Origin of the sequence: Methylomonas paludis (assembly GCF_018734325.1) — a bacterium.
Taxonomy (GTDB): Bacteria; Pseudomonadota; Gammaproteobacteria; order Methylococcales; family Methylomonadaceae; genus Methylomonas; species Methylomonas paludis.
In genome coordinates this window covers 3,145,851-3,159,416 of record NZ_CP073754.1, presented here as the reverse complement: position 1 = coordinate 3,159,416, position 13,566 = coordinate 3,145,851, and the positions used below count along the sequence as shown (strand labels likewise).

The 13,566-nt window shown below is 47.7% G+C and carries 16 protein-coding genes and 3 tRNA genes; 17 read left to right on the top strand and 2 right to left on the bottom strand.

What is annotated here, in order from left to right; translation table 11 throughout:
* Positions 1 to 13 precede the first annotated feature (13 nt).
* Together KEF85_RS14330 and KEF85_RS14325 are read left to right on the top strand one after the other, a co-directional pair.
* The gene (locus KEF85_RS14330) at positions 14 to 1,201 is read left to right on the top strand and encodes an efflux RND transporter periplasmic adaptor subunit (RefSeq protein WP_215581723.1); all 1,188 of its coding nucleotides are present in this window, start codon (positions 14 to 16) and stop codon (positions 1,199 to 1,201) included.
* Positions 1,198 to 3,462 carry an FUSC family protein gene (locus KEF85_RS14325; protein ID WP_215581721.1) on the top strand — a complete coding sequence of 755 codons (2,265 nt, stop codon included), beginning with the start codon at positions 1,198 to 1,200 and terminating at the stop codon, positions 3,460 to 3,462. The genes KEF85_RS14330 and KEF85_RS14325 overlap by 4 nt, the downstream gene beginning before the upstream one ends.
* A gap of 12 nt (positions 3,463 to 3,474) precedes the next feature.
* Here the strand turns inward: KEF85_RS14325 and KEF85_RS14320 are convergent, their stop codons facing one another.
* Both KEF85_RS14320 and KEF85_RS14315 read right to left on the bottom strand, forming a co-directional pair.
* Entirely contained in the window at positions 3,475 to 4,206 is a 732-nt protein-coding gene (locus KEF85_RS14320; protein WP_215581719.1) for a UDP-2,3-diacylglucosamine diphosphatase, read from the bottom strand.
* Positions 4,207 to 4,309: 103 nt separating this feature from the next.
* Entirely contained in the window at positions 4,310 to 4,822 is a 513-nt protein-coding gene (locus tag KEF85_RS14315) for a peptidylprolyl isomerase (protein ID WP_425515572.1), read from the bottom strand.
* Positions 4,823 to 5,004: 182 nt separating this feature from the next.
* Between KEF85_RS14315 and cysS the strand changes: the two genes are divergently transcribed.
* The 15 genes from cysS to KEF85_RS16845 all read left to right on the top strand — a co-directional run bounded on the left by cysS (position 5,005) and on the right by KEF85_RS16845 (position 13,306).
* The gene (cysS, locus tag KEF85_RS14310) at positions 5,005 to 6,378 is read left to right on the top strand and encodes a cysteine--tRNA ligase (RefSeq protein WP_215581714.1); all 1,374 of its coding nucleotides are present in this window, start codon (positions 5,005 to 5,007) and stop codon (positions 6,376 to 6,378) included.
* Between the two features lie 9 nt (positions 6,379 to 6,387).
* Positions 6,388 to 7,017, top strand: a complete 630-nt coding sequence (fchA, locus tag KEF85_RS14305) for a methenyltetrahydrofolate cyclohydrolase (RefSeq protein ID WP_215581712.1) — start codon at positions 6,388 to 6,390, stop codon at positions 7,015 to 7,017.
* A gap of 330 nt (positions 7,018 to 7,347) precedes the next feature.
* Positions 7,348 to 7,424 (top strand) — tRNA-Pro (locus KEF85_RS14300).
* A gap of 8 nt (positions 7,425 to 7,432) precedes the next feature.
* Positions 7,433 to 7,509, top strand: a tRNA-Arg gene (locus KEF85_RS14295).
* Positions 7,510 to 7,528: 19 nt separating this feature from the next.
* Positions 7,529 to 7,604 (top strand) — tRNA-His (locus KEF85_RS14290).
* Positions 7,605 to 7,791: 187 nt separating this feature from the next.
* Positions 7,792 to 8,085 (top strand): DUF4258 domain-containing protein, encoded by a 294-nt coding sequence (locus KEF85_RS14285; protein WP_215581710.1) that lies wholly within the window; start codon positions 7,792 to 7,794, stop codon positions 8,083 to 8,085.
* Positions 8,086 to 8,122: 37 nt separating this feature from the next.
* On the top strand, positions 8,123 to 8,383 hold the full coding sequence (locus KEF85_RS14280; RefSeq protein WP_215581708.1) for a type II toxin-antitoxin system MqsA family antitoxin: 261 nt from the start codon (positions 8,123 to 8,125) through the stop codon (positions 8,381 to 8,383).
* Between the two features lie 208 nt (positions 8,384 to 8,591).
* Positions 8,592 to 8,699, top strand: a complete 108-nt coding sequence (gene tnpA, locus KEF85_RS17125) for an IS66 family insertion sequence element accessory protein TnpA (RefSeq protein ID WP_425515570.1) — start codon at positions 8,592 to 8,594, stop codon at positions 8,697 to 8,699.
* Positions 8,663 to 9,289 (top strand): penicillin-insensitive murein endopeptidase, encoded by a 627-nt coding sequence (locus KEF85_RS14275; protein ID WP_246534962.1) that lies wholly within the window; start codon positions 8,663 to 8,665, stop codon positions 9,287 to 9,289. The genes tnpA (KEF85_RS17125) and KEF85_RS14275 overlap by 37 nt, the downstream gene beginning before the upstream one ends.
* Positions 9,290 to 9,363: 74 nt before the next feature.
* Positions 9,364 to 9,753, top strand: a complete 390-nt coding sequence (locus KEF85_RS14270) for an HAD family hydrolase (protein WP_215581706.1) — start codon at positions 9,364 to 9,366, stop codon at positions 9,751 to 9,753.
* Between the two features lie 60 nt (positions 9,754 to 9,813).
* Entirely contained in the window at positions 9,814 to 10,146 is a 333-nt protein-coding gene (gene tnpA / locus KEF85_RS14265) for an IS66 family insertion sequence element accessory protein TnpA (protein ID WP_215579397.1), read from the top strand.
* An 8-nt stretch (positions 10,147 to 10,154) separates the two neighbouring features.
* Positions 10,155 to 10,508: an IS66 family insertion sequence element accessory protein TnpB gene (gene tnpB, locus KEF85_RS14260; protein WP_215579399.1), complete on the top strand. Its 354-nt coding sequence runs from the start codon at positions 10,155 to 10,157 to the stop codon at positions 10,506 to 10,508.
* A gap of 45 nt (positions 10,509 to 10,553) precedes the next feature.
* Positions 10,554 to 12,209 carry an IS66 family transposase gene (gene tnpC, locus KEF85_RS14255; RefSeq protein ID WP_215579402.1) on the top strand — a complete coding sequence of 552 codons (1,656 nt, stop codon included), beginning with the start codon at positions 10,554 to 10,556 and terminating at the stop codon, positions 12,207 to 12,209.
* Positions 12,199 to 12,564, top strand: a complete 366-nt coding sequence (locus tag KEF85_RS14250) for an HAD-IA family hydrolase (protein WP_281413644.1) — start codon at positions 12,199 to 12,201, stop codon at positions 12,562 to 12,564. The genes tnpC and KEF85_RS14250 overlap by 11 nt, the downstream gene beginning before the upstream one ends.
* A gap of 433 nt (positions 12,565 to 12,997) precedes the next feature.
* Positions 12,998 to 13,306 carry an HAD-IA family hydrolase gene (locus KEF85_RS16845; RefSeq protein ID WP_246534961.1) on the top strand — a complete coding sequence of 103 codons (309 nt, stop codon included), beginning with the start codon at positions 12,998 to 13,000 and terminating at the stop codon, positions 13,304 to 13,306.
* The last annotated feature ends 260 nt before the right edge of the window (positions 13,307 to 13,566 follow it).

The following is a 13,566-nucleotide window of genomic DNA, read 5'->3' as shown; positions in this document are numbered from 1 at the left end:
GGTACCGTTCATTATGGAAAACAGTCAAATTGATAATCAGGCCAATAAGCTCAAACACCGCATATTGCTGGGTCGTGGCATTGGTATTTTGATTGTGTTGGGTGCTTTGGTCAGCGGTATTCTGGTTTGGCATATAAACTATCAAAACCCTAGAACCAATGATGCAATGGTTCGAGCGAACATTGTCGGTATCGCTCCAGAAGTGAGTGGTCGTATCGTGGCATTACACGTTGAAGACAACCAGTACGTCAAGCAGGGTGACCTGTTGTATGAAATCGACCCGCGCCCCTACCAGGCCAGACTCGATAAGGCCAGAGCAGAATTACAGTTGGTGGAAAAAGAGGTGGATTCCCGGCGCGCCTCCAGTGGTGCTGCTGAGCTTGCCATCGAAAGACTGGATCACCAACGCGCCGCCGCCAGTGCTGAAGTCAGCCGGATAGAGGCAGAAGATGAGTATTTACATAGCTATCTGGAACGCCTTGAGCCATTGGCAGAAAAGCAATTCGTAAGCCAAGATCAGCTCAAGCAGGCTCAATCCCGCTATGCTGCCTCACGCGCTGCGCTGGCAGACGCTCAAGCCAAGGCGCTTTCGGCCCGCAGCGCAATAGCGGAAGCCAAAAGTGAGAGTAGCCGCGCGGTGTCACTGATTGCCCAGGTCGGTAAGGTCAATGCCCGCATTGAAGCGGCCAAAGCAGTTGTTACCGCCGCCGAGCTCGATGTGGAATATTGTGTGGTACGCGCTCCGTTCAATGCCTATGTCACTAATCTGAATATACGCGAAGGCGAATACGCCAAGGCCGGAATGCAGTTGTTCGCTTTGGTTGATGACCGTCATTGGTATGCCATCGCCAACTTCAAAGAAACCTATCTGAATTCTATTCATCCAGGACAGGAAGCCGAAGTATTTCTGGTTGCTTATCCAGGTAATCGCTATCGAGGGGTGGTGACCGGTATCGGTTGGGCCAACTCGCCGGATAATATTAAGCAACAGGGGGTGTTGCCGGAGGTTCAGCGTACTTTGAACTGGGTGATTCTGGCGTCCCGTTTTCCGGTACGCATTGAGATACACGAACGAGATGCTGAACACCCGTTACGGATGGGGATGACTGCTTTTGTGACCGTTCTGGATCGCCCAGGCCAACTTTCGGAAGGGGTACCAGCGACTGACAAGGGAGCCGGCAACCCCCAGGTTCGGCAATGAATCTCCGCGACACACAAACGGTTGCAGTCCCAAACCAAAGCAGGCTTTGGTTTGGGACTGGGCTGATACAATTTCTGCAGACTGAGCTTAGCGATTTTCCAGAACGGCGCGTTGCTGCATTGCGTTTGTTTATCGTAACCCTAACTATTAGCCTGGTTAGTCAGGCGCTGCATATTCCGCCATTGGGCGCAATTTCAGTGCTTATCTGTCTGAGTTACGATGCCTATGCAAATGCCGGTCAATCCTTGGCATTTGGTATACGCCAACTGGGATATATTATCGTCACTGCTTTGGTGTCAGTATTTGCGCTGATGTTTGCCGGTAACGATCCCTGGTTGTTGCTCCCCTTATCGCTGATAATTATTGCCCTCGCGCTGTTTCACGCCCGATTGATCGCCTGGCCTACCGGTATTGCCCTATGGTATTCCGTGTCTGTACTTTATAGTCCAAGTACTCCAGATGCAAACATCTACCACGCCTTGTGGAATATCCCGATTCTTGGTGTATTGGCTATCGGTATCTGGACAGTGGTACATCTGACTATCAAACCGCAAGATCCGCTTAAACAGTTGCAGGCAAATATTGCCGGGCAGCTGGCGGCTGTAGCTTACATTTTTAGTATGCGCTTAGCTGATAGTGGTATGTCCAGTCATGAGCAGGTGAGCCCGAAACCTGTCAGTGCAGGTAACTTTGGCAAGATACTGGGTTTGCTGGAAAATGCAGAACTGATACACCCCTCTTTGTACAAACAGCATGATACTTATTTGGCCTTATTACTGGAAATTGATGGTTTGCGCCAGTTTGCCATTTGGTTGGATCAGGTCTTAACAGCAGAGTACCGCACTCAAGCAATGACCACAGAAAAATTAAATGTTTACCTGGCCTTGCAAAGTGCTTGCGCAATATTATGCCAAGGTTTGGCGGAATCGCGCGAGGTTTCTGAGCAAATCAACGCGTTGCTGACCGATGACGTGTTACACCGCTATTCCTTGCAAACAAATCCCACGCTGTTAGCAGCCATGTGGCGAGCGTTGCAACGTATTTCCGAATTGATGCATCAACTGCATCAGCCGCTGGTTAGGCCGGCAGATAACAGTCTAGATGAGGAGGCCGACAGTAATGTGGCTGAAAGCTGGTTTCCAGCCTGGTTTGGCTATGAATATTGGGCAATGCATGCCGATAGCCTGCAATACGGGATTAAATTTTCTCTGGGAGCCATACTCTGCATGTTGGTCGTGGAAAGTCTGGATTGGCCGGATATCAATACCGCCATCCCCACCTGTTTGGTTGCAGCACAAACCAGTCTTGGTGCCGACTATCGACTATCCATATTGCGTTTGTCGGGAGCGATCCTGGGTGCGCTGTGCGCTTATTTTTATGTGCTGGTGTTCCAGTCTCAGTTGGATACTATCATCGGATTTGCTTTAGCAACGGCACCGATCTGGGCTTTGGCCGCCTGGATTTCAGCAGGCAGCGAACGTATCGCCTATATGGGCAGGCAAATCGGCTTTTCGTTCGCATTATTTGTCTTGCATGATTTTGGCGCAGTCACCGATCTATATTTACCGCGAGACCGGGTTATCGGTATTTTACTTGGCCTTATCGTGATGGGCGTGCTTGACTATGCGCTATGGCCGCGGCGTTCGATTACGCTTGCCAGACACCATTGTGTTTCGGCGCTGCAGACTCTTGCCCAGTTCACCATCAGGCTGCCTGATCTTAGTCATCTGCTTAAACACACCTTGCCGTTACGCTTGTCGGCAGAAAAGGACTTGGCTGCCGCACAAGATCTGGTTATTCACGCACTATTGGAACCGGATGCACGCTTGGCCGACAAAGCCAAAGACAGAACGGCACTGCGGGCGGTTATCAAGGATGCCGGCAATTTGTCCGGTTTGTTGCAAATTAGGCGGCGCTACCGATTATTAAGCGGTCAGCAATTCAGCAGTTTTCCAGAAGAACTGCAACAGCATAGCCGTGCTTTCGATACGGCATTGGCAACAGCTTTGGAAAATACGGCCTTAGTGCTGCAAGGCGAACCACAAAAGCCTTGGACTCAGATTGCCGATGTCCACGCGCTGCTGAAACAAAGTTACATCGAACATCATCGCATCGACAGCTTACCCGCAGATTTGGCAATGGAGTGGCAATTGCGATTTATGCTGGATCAACAAATCATGGAGTTGATAGAGCAGATTCAGGAAAGAGCATTGGATTCTGTTTCATCTCGCCTGGAAACCAGTCCAACGATGGTTGTGTAGCGGTATAAACACTTAAACAGTTTCAACCTGCCAGACTCCGTTTTGCCAGAACAAAGCAGCTGCACCGTCTTTTTTCCATTCAGCCAGCACCAGTCGTAATGCGGGTACAGTGCCGATATTAAACTCGTGGCGGGCCGGGCGATGGGTATGGCCGTGTACCAGTGTGTAACAACCGTATTGTTGCATGACGCTCACTACGGTTTGCTGGTTAACATCCATTATGTTCTGGCTTTTATGGCGCTTGTGCCAAAAACTGCGTAACCGGTACCAACGGGCGGCTAACAGGCGTAGCCAAAGCGGTTTGCTCAATACATTTTGCTGCCATTCCGGGCTATGGGATTTGCGGCGGAAGATTTGATAGGCCAGATCGTCGCTGCACAGCAAATCGCCATGAGTCAGCAAGACTGGTTGATCTTCCAGTTCGATGACGCTGTACTCAGTCAGCAAATGGATGCCGGTTGCATCGGCAAAGTCTGCTCCCAGCAAAAAATCCCGGTTGCCTTGTAATAAGTAAACCTGAGTGCCGCCGGCTGTTAATTGTCTTAAAGCCTGTTTGATGGTTTTATTGGGTGGGGTATTGTCATCGTCACCTATCCAGGTATCAAATAAATCCCCCAAAATATACAAAGCCTGGGCAGATGCCGCGCGCTGCTGTAAAAAATTTAAAAACCGCCGGGTAATTTCGGGTTTTTCAAAGGATAGATGTAAGTCGGAAATGAACAGACTGCCGGTTTTTACGGTCATGAGCTAAGCCTCCTCTTGGGGATTGCCGGCAGGAGCACCGCACCAGATGGGTTACTCCTGCAATGAAAGCATCGAACCGGCAGCCCGCCGATTAGTTGCTGAATTATTCCACTACTTCAGCTTTTTCAATGACGATATCGGTTTTAGGTACGTCTTGATGACCGCCGCGATTGCCGGTGGCTTGTTTGGCAAAGCTGTCTACCACATCCAGGCCTTCTACCACTTCACCAAATACCGCATAACCCCAGCCGCTGGGAGTAGGGCTGCTGTAATCCAAAAAGCTGTTATCTTTATAGTTGATAAAAAATTGAGCAGTTGCTGAATGTGGATCGCTGGTCCGAGCCATAGCCAAGGTGCCGCGTTTGTTTTTCAGGCCATTGTCTGCTTCATTTTTGATTTGAGCGTTGGTGGTTTTTTGGCTGAATGAAGTATCAAAGCCACCGCCTTGCGCCATAAAGCCAGGTATCACCCGATGAAAAATGGTGCCATTATAAAAGCCCTGCTTAACATAAGTCAGGAAGTTGGCACTGCTCAGTGGGGCTTTTTCGTCTTCCAGCTGAATAACGAACGCGCCCAAAGACGTGGTGAATTTTACTTTAGTGTGAGTGTTGGACATGGTTTTTTCTGTTGAAAATGAAAGAGTTGAAAATAAAAACAGGATAATAAATACAAGTGCACTGCGCATCGCTGCTCCTTAAATCGCTGTGAACCATGAATTTTATGTGTTTTTAGCTTGAAAGAGAAGCTGAAAACTTGATAGATTGCCGGGTATTTTGCTGTATTTATCCATCACCCCCCATGCTGAAAATCTATAATACCCTGACGCGAAGCAAGCAAGAGTTTATTCCCAGACAGCCCGGTAAAGTGGGTATGTATGTTTGTGGGATGACAGTCTACGACTATTGCCACATTGGACACGCCAGAGTTATGGTGGTGTTTGACACCATCGCCCGTTATCTGCGCCATTCCGGGTATGAGCTGACTTATGTGCGCAATATTACCGATATTGACGACAAAATTATCCAGCGTGCCCATGATAATCATGAGTTATTTACCGACCTAACCGCCCGTTTTATCGAAGCCATGCACGATGACGAGCGGGCTTTGGCAGTGCTGCCACCCGATCAGGAACCTCGCGCCACTCAATCCATTCCAGACATTATTGCCATGATAGCCAGCTTAATCGCTAAGGATTATGCTTATATTGGCGGTAACGGCGATGTGTTTTACGCCGTAAATCGTTTTAACACTTATGGCAAGCTGTCCGGCAAAAATATTGAAGATTTACAAGCCGGTGAGCGGGTTGATGTGGATACCGCCAAACGTGATCCACTGGATTTTGTATTGTGGAAAATGGCCAAAGCCGGCGAACCGGCTTGGGGTTCACCGTGGGGTTCTGGCCGCCCTGGCTGGCATATTGAATGCTCAGCCATGTCTACCTGCTGCCTGGGCAATCATTTTGATATACACGGCGGCGGCATGGATCTGCAATTTCCCCATCATGAAAACGAAATTGCTCAATCGGAAGCCGCAACCGGCGAAACTTTCGTCAATTACTGGTTGCATAACGGTTTTGTCCGGGTTAATGAAGAAAAAATGTCCAAATCTTTGGGCAATTTTTTTACCGTGCGCGAAGTGTTGAAGCAATACCGCCCGGAAGTCATCCGCTTTTTCATACTGGCCAGCCATTATCGTAGTCCGTTAAATTATTCTGATGAACAGCTTGATGATGCCGGTACCGCATTGACCAGGCTCTATAATGCCTTAAGAGGTGTCGTTATCACCGAACAGGCTATCGACCCGGATTATCTGGCACGCTTTGAGCAAGCCATGAATGATGATTTTAATACGCCGGTCGCCTTGTCAGTGTTGTTTGATCTGGCTAGAGAACTGAATAAAGCCGAAGACAAAGACTTGCTGGCCAACACGCTCAAGCAATTGGCCAGTTTACTGGGCTTGTTGCAGGATGATCCTGAGCATTTTCTACAGGGTGCGGCGGCGACAGACGCTATTAGTGCCGAACAAATAGAAGCGTTGATAGAGGCCAGAAAAACCGCAAAAGCCAATAAAGACTGGGCGCAAGCCGACAGCATACGTGATCAGCTTAAGGCTCAGGGTGTTTTACTGGAAGATGTTAGTGGTGGCAACACCCATTGGCGGCGGGAAAATTGAGGAACCAAAATGACTGAAATAAAAGATTTGCCTGTCGAAATATTTCTTCAGCAATTAGCTGGCAAACAGGCCACGCCCGGCGGCGGCAGTGCTGCTGCGCTGATGGGGGCCCAGGCGGCAGCCCTGGTGAGTATGGTGTGTCAGCTTACTATCGGCAAGCCCAAATACGCGGCAGTGGCAGAGGAAATGCAGGTATTACTGCAGCAGGCCGAAACTTTGCAGCACAGCTTAACCGCCATGATTAAAGCCGATGTTGATGTGTTTGATGCCTTAATGCAATGTTATAGCCTGCCTAAAGCTACGGATGCCGAAAAAGCCGAACGCATGAGTCAGATACAAGCTGTTTTAAGACAGGCCACTCAGGTGCCGCTGGACTGCGCCAGGGCTTGTGCCCAAGCCATCAGTCTCAGTCATATTGCTGCCGAAAAAGGTAGTCTGGCTGTGATTAGCGATGCCGGTGTGGCCGCCATGTCAGGGTTTGCCGCACTAAAAAGTGCGGCGTTAAATGTCTACATCAATGCCGCCAGTCTTAAAGATCGGGAATTTGCCGAAGCCAAACTGGCAGAATTGGCAATCATACTGGCCGACAAAGATCAGGAAGTGGAAACCATCTATCAGCTGGTTAAAAACAAGCTGTAAGATTGGTTAAGCGCACAGGTTTTTTCTCAGTTATATAGGCAATAGCCAAACTGCTGCAGTAACTAAATCAGCAGATTTTAGGCTGGCGTATTACTGACAGAATTATAAGTTTGTAAATCAATGGGTTGTTTTTATCAAGCTTGGGCCTGGCGTACTGCGCCAACTTGCCAAGCCTAGGTAAAACTTAAAAAAACGGCGCGAATGTGAAGTTGGGCAGATAGGTCAGGAATGAAAACCATACAAAAATAGTTGACGAGTTATGTCAGTGTCTGTATGATAGCAACTCTTCACGGGGAGCTTCAGTTTCTCTGAACTAAAAGAAGATCAATTCGGGGTATAGCGCAGTCTGGTAGCGCGTCTGCTTTGGGAGCAGAATGTCGGGAGTTCGAATCTCTCTACCCCGACCAAATGATTTGCGCTTGTAGCTCAGTAGGATAGAGCATCGGCCTTCTAAGCCGAGGGTCGCAGGTTCGAATCCTGCCAAGCGTGCCACTCGCGAATTCAAATTATGGTGAGCGTAGCTCAGTTGGTAGAGTCCCGGATTGTGATTCCGGTTGTCGTGGGTTCGAGCCCCATCGTTCACCCCACCAAAATCAATAAGTTAACCTAATATCTGCAAATATTTTTTGTTGCTGGTGACAAAAAATCAATCATTTGCCGGTTTTCCGCTTAACATCATAGATATTCAGCATACTGGCCGTTCTGTGCCCAGATCTTTCTAATTTATCCCCAGTTGTATCACTAACCCCTTTTAATAGAATCAGCGGTACAGGCATGATCGATCACGAATCATTGGCTCTGTTGCTTGAAAACATTCGAGCGGCGATCAATAGCGGTCAAATACTTTGGAAACGCCACGCCCTAGAGCGGATGTTGCAACGTGGTATCAGTCGCCAACAAGTTAAACAAGCTATTTTGGATAGCATGATTATCGAAATTTACCCGAATGATCACCCCATCCCCAGTTTATTGCTGGCAACCGACCAACCCCAACCATTGCATGTGGTTTTGGCTTATGATGTACCAATAGCCAGTGTCATATTATTACGGCCTATCGGCCCGATTTAACTCATTTTGAAGCCGATTTAACTACGCGGAGGTTTTCATGACCCAATCAAACATCTTTTGCCCGGTTTGCCATGGCGGTCGCAAACAGCCTGGCCGCACCACGTTTACCGTTGAACTAGGCTTTGGTGTGGTGGTGGTGCGGGATGTGCCGGCCTTGGTCTGTGATTTATGCGGCACGGATTGGCTGGAGGACGCGACCGCTGAAAAGCTGGAACAGATTGTAGAGCAAGCTCGTTTAAAACACCCCGTGGTGGAAGTGGCGAACTGGCCTCAGGACATTCAAGCTTTGGCGTCTTAGAGCATAATTTAGCAACGCTATATGACGCTATATTTGGAGAATCGGTATGCATGGTCAACAATTACTGTAAAAGATAGAAATTCTGCCGCCAGAATTGCAAAAGCAGGTTTCAGATTTCGTCTTGTTTTGTAAGCGTCCGACGAAACCATCTAGCCAACCCGCCGATAAAGTCCGAAACTAGTCGCCTAGATTAATTTGGAGTGCTGGTATGGTAATCCCTGAAAAATGGCTAAAGCATATAGAATCCTGGCAACGTAGTGGTTTAAACCAAGCCGATTATTGCCGCCAACAGCAAATCAACTACACGACCTTCTAGCGCTATTGCTATTTTCTGTGGTGGCCAATGCGGCTGAAGAAAGTATTTGCTTCGGAAGTCAGGATAATGGAAGTCTTGAAAACGGTTGGCAACTGCCCGCTATTGGAAAGAACTATTCTGCAAACAGCGATATTGGAGTAATCATAGGTAGAAATTATGTGCATAGCATGGTCTATAAGGTTGTTATTTACGCTTATGCAAAGCTTGAAACGCAGGCTCTATCAAAGGGTTATGTCTATGGGGAATCTGGTTATAAAGAAGGCGGCAAGTTTAGACCTCATAAAACGCATCAAAACGGGCTGTCTGTGGATTTCGTTGTTCCTATCGTAGATAGTGAAGGCATTTCCGTGAAGCTGCCAACTTCTATTTTAAACAAATTTGGCTACGACATCGAGTTTGTTGGTGCAGGCGAATACAAAGGTTTAAAAATTGATTATGACGCAATGGCTTCACATCTCTGGGCTTTGAAAGCTTTGGCAGAAAATAATGGTGTAAAAATCAGGCGTGTTATCTTTGACAATGAGCCCCATCGTTCACCCCACCAAAATCCAATTTACAATGTGAGTTTTGTTAATCCCGCCTATACCTAAGCGCGTTGCAGTGTTCCATGGCTGGATTATGCGTTGGCGATTCCTATTCCGTGAAAATATTGCTAGCAACGATTATGATAAAATACAGTGGGATTATCTTTGACTTCAACGGCGTATTGCTATGGGATTCGCCACTTCATGTTCAAGCTTGGCAAGCAACAGCCATGCGGCTTAGAGGCACGGAACTGAGCGACGAAGAATTTTCAATCAATGTTCATGGCCGCACCAATGCGCATATTCTGAGCTATCTCACAGACCGCGCCCTTTGCGGGAAAGAGCTCCTTGACCTCATTCAAATCAAGGAATCGATGTACCGGGATTTATGTTTAAAAAATCCGGAGAAGTTTGTCTTGTCTCCTGGAGCGGTGGCGTTATTAGACTTTATTGTCGCTAAAGATATACAGCGCACCATCGCAACGTCCTCGGAAAGAACAAATCTCGTAAGCGCTCAATTTTCCGCGTAATTCCCACCCCCCAGCCTACCATGTCAGAATTTCCCATCGATATTATTTTGGGGATTACCAATGGCATCAATAGAAAACAAGACCGGTCACGATTTTTGGCAAAGGCACGTCGCGCAATGGCAAGCGTCTGGCTTGTCCCAAGTAAACTACTGCCGCCAGCAAGCGCTGCATACCCACCAGTTGAGTTATTGGAAGCGCAAATTTTTGATCGATTGCGAACCGGTTGACACTGAACGTAAAGCGACTGGATTTACCCGTGTCCAAGTGGCTGCACCTATCGCCATGCCCTCATCGCCAAGTTTGTCATTGTGCTTCCGGGATGGTACACAATTGATTGGGATTTCTCAGAATAATATGGCTTTGATTCAGCAATTGATAGAGGTGTTACGGTGACTTGCATTATGCGCCCCTCTTTAGAGCTGACAGAGGTTTATCTTTACCGACAGGCCATTGATTTTCGTAAATCCCATCGCGGGTTGGCGGCAATTGTTGAGTGCGAACTCGGCCATAATCCGTTTGATGGCGGACTGTATGCGTTCACCAATAAGCAGCGTACTAAAATCAAATGCTTGTTCTGGGAAAATACGGGCTTTGTGCTTTATTACAAGACCTTGGTCGAGGATAAGTTCAAGTGGCCGAAGGGTGAAGAGGCATTGTTGACGTTAACGGGACAGCAATTGAATTGGCTGCTGGATGGCTACGATATTAGCGTGATGAAAGGCCATAAAAATCGGCATTATGAGTCTGTTTTTTAAGGAAAAACGCCTGCTTTTTGGCTTGAATTCAGGTATAATAAGCCTATGATTTTATCCCACTTTTCTAGCATAGAACACGATGAACACTCGGCTATTTTGTTGCCCGAGATGCTCGCCGAGTTGCTTGAAAAAGCGCAACGAGTGGATGAATTAACACAGGCCGTTGAGCTTAAATCAGAAGTGATTGCTACGCTCAATCAACGTATACAGTTGTTAGAAGAAGCGTTGCGTTTATCCAAAATCAAACGCTTTGCGCCCTCAAGTGAGCAGTCCGGGCAAACTTCATTATTTGATGAAGCCGAAGTCGAGGCCACGGTTGAGCTTGAAGCCGCAACGGATGCAGCCGTTGACACAGTAGAGGCTGTTGATTCGAGCGTTGAATCAGAAGCTTCTGAGCCCAATCCACCTAAGCCAAAACCTGGTCGCAAACCATTTGCCAGCCACTTACCGAGAAAGCAAATCTTTATCACACTGAGCGATGAAGAAAAAGCCGGTGCAATTACAACCTTCTTTACTAAAGTTAAAGAAGAATTAGACATCATCCCTGCCCAAGTGCGGGTTTTAGAATACATGCAGGAAAAAGCGGTGTTTCTGGAGCCTGCTCAAGCTGAAACACAACGCCGTATTATTGCCGCTGCTCTGCCCAAACATCCTGTTCCAGGCGCGATGGGCAGCATTGATTTAATGTGTAATGTAATCATCTACAAATACTGCGATGGCTTGCCGCTGTATCGGCTGGAAAACATCTTAGCCCGTTATGGCGGCGAACTCTCAAGAGCCACACTGGCCAACTGGGTCATCGCACTGGCTAGAACGCTGCAACCTTTGATTAACCTTATTCGGGATCATCAACTGGCTGGTAACATCATCATGGCCGATGAAACCCGAGTGCAGGTTCTTAAAGAACCGGGGCGACCGGCCACCTCGGATAAATTCATGTGGGTGACGCTGGGCGGCACGCCTGGTCAACCCAGTGTGTTATTTGAATATGATCCGACCCGCAGCCAGGAGGTGCCGTTGCGCTTGCTGGAGGGCTTTTCGGGTTATCTGCAAACCGATGGTTATGCCGCTTACAATGCCGCCTGTATTATCAATCATATCATCCAGCTCGGTTGTTGGGATCATGCGCGCCGTAAATTTAAAGAAGCTCAAGATGCGCAGCCCAAACCCAAGAAAGGCAAGCAGCATAAAGCCAGCAAAGCCGATCACATGCTGAGTTTAATCAATACACTCTATATGATTGAGCGGCAAATCAAAACTCTGAGTGCCGCTGAAAGATTCCAGCAACGCTGCAAAAGAAGCCTGCCGGTTTTGAAGAAACTGAGAGCGTACTTGGACGACAATCAACACAAAGTGCCTAAGGATAGTTTAACGGGCAAGGCCATGACTTACATGAGCAACCAATGGGATAAGCTGATGGTGTATTGCTCGAATGGGGAGCTGAACATTAGCAATATTCTTGCTGAAAACGCCATTCGCCCCTTTGTAATGGGTCGCAAAGCATGGCTCTTCTCTGATACTCCAAAAGGCGCACAGGCCAGCGCGATTCATTACAGCCTAATTGAAACAGCAAAAGCCAATGGCTTGGAACCCTGCGCCTATTTAACCCATGTACTCAAGGCATTGCCTTATGCCGATACCGTTGAAAAAATTGAAGCCCTGTTGCCTTGGAATTTAAAAAATACTGATTTTGCTAGATAGGGGGAGTACGCGCTTTATTAAGCGCTTACCAAATCTCGACTTTTTCATACAGCACCTTGAGTTGGAAAAATGGTTCGACCCACAGCAGATTGTTTACGATGACGGTCTGCTTCCCGGAAAGCCCGCGCCCGATATGTATATCAAGGCGGCAGCAAACATCAGCCTAACTCCGCACGAATGCATTGTAGTTGAAGATGCCATTTCCGGTTTCCAATCTGCTCATGACGCCAAAATTGGCTATATCGTGGGCCTTGGCCCACTTGCCGCGCACGGTAAGCTTCTCGACTGCGAGGGGGTATCATCCGTGATAGAGAGTTTTGAACAATTTCCTCGCGGGTTGCTGCTAAATGCATAATTGAGTAGAGTCAAAACGCTAATGCTTCAATTCAAGGGTCTGCCGAAAAACGACGATACCTATTATTAACCATTGGGGCTCGATAGATGAAAAGTATCTGTGTGATCTTTGATTTGGACGGTACTCTGATTGATAGTGAGGGGCTTTGCAACCAAGCGTTTCTCGATTTGCTTCCACAACTAAATGATACCCTGGAGACATTGACAGCGCGGTATCGATCGCGGCAAAAAGTTAGCGCCAATTCTTACTGATCTTGAAAACCGTCTTCGCCTTTGTTTACCCGATACGTTTGAACAACATTATCGCCAGCATGTGGCGGAACTATTCGCTTGTCAGCTAAAACCGATGCCCGGCGTGATTGAAATGCTCGAAGCCGTAAGCTCCCCCTAAGTGCATTGCTTCCAGCGGGCCTGTTTCGAAAATCCGTCATGCATTGCACGTTAGTGGCCTGGCGCCTTTCTTTGATGATCGCCTCTTCAGTTCATATGATATTGGCTCTTGGAAGCCGGAGCCAGGCTTATTCCAATATGCGGCCAACGCGATGGGCTTTATGCCTAGCCAATGCGTGGTTATTGAGGATAGCGATGTTGGGATTGTGGCCGCCGCCGCTGCAGGGATGAAATCTTATCGATATGTAAAAAATTGTGAACTCTTATCCCACCAACCCGGCGATGAAACCTTATTTGACGATATGTTGCAGCTTCCCCCCTTCTTGCTCGCTTTGCCAGCAATACCTAACTGAACTTTCAAGGATCGGGAAGCGATGCATCAGGTGCGAATATCGCCTCAGGAAGTTGGAAAAAGGCAGATTTTGAATGGCAAGCATGAAACAAAGCGAGCGTCCAATATCAGTGTATTTCTCAAGAATAACCTGTTGCAAGATTTGCGCATTACACCGCTTATTTTTCATGTTATTACCAGGGGCTCTAAAAAACTTTTATGAGTTACCCCCTAAATAAATTCAATGCCTTACAAATTTCGAAGTGCTTGAGTTTTATATTA

Coding starts and splice junctions, on each gene's coding strand:
- tnpC (WP_215579402.1), top strand. CDS start 10,554: ATGATTTTATCCCACTTTTCTAGCATAGAACACGATGAACACTCGGCT.
- tnpA (WP_215579397.1), top strand. CDS start 9,814: ATGGCATCAATAGAAAACAAGACCGGTCACGATTTTTGGCAAAGGCAC.
- KEF85_RS14325 (WP_215581721.1), top strand. CDS start 1,198: ATGAATCTCCGCGACACACAAACGGTTGCAGTCCCAAACCAAAGCAGG.
- tnpB (WP_215579399.1), top strand. CDS start 10,155: ATGCGCCCCTCTTTAGAGCTGACAGAGGTTTATCTTTACCGACAGGCC.
- KEF85_RS14270 (WP_215581706.1), top strand. CDS start 9,364: ATGATAAAATACAGTGGGATTATCTTTGACTTCAACGGCGTATTGCTA.
- KEF85_RS14315 (WP_425515572.1), bottom strand. CDS start 4,822: ATGTCCAACACTCACACTAAAGTAAAATTCACCACGTCTTTGGGCGCG.
- tnpA (WP_425515570.1), top strand. CDS start 8,592: ATGGTAATCCCTGAAAAATGGCTAAAGCATATAGAATCCTGGCAACGT.
- KEF85_RS14330 (WP_215581723.1), top strand. CDS start 14: ATGGAAAACAGTCAAATTGATAATCAGGCCAATAAGCTCAAACACCGC.
- fchA (WP_215581712.1), top strand. CDS start 6,388: ATGACTGAAATAAAAGATTTGCCTGTCGAAATATTTCTTCAGCAATTA.
- cysS (WP_215581714.1), top strand. CDS start 5,005: ATGCTGAAAATCTATAATACCCTGACGCGAAGCAAGCAAGAGTTTATT.
- KEF85_RS14320 (WP_215581719.1), bottom strand. CDS start 4,206: ATGACCGTAAAAACCGGCAGTCTGTTCATTTCCGACTTACATCTATCC.
- KEF85_RS14285 (WP_215581710.1), top strand. CDS start 7,792: ATGATCGATCACGAATCATTGGCTCTGTTGCTTGAAAACATTCGAGCG.
- KEF85_RS14280 (WP_215581708.1), top strand. CDS start 8,123: ATGACCCAATCAAACATCTTTTGCCCGGTTTGCCATGGCGGTCGCAAA.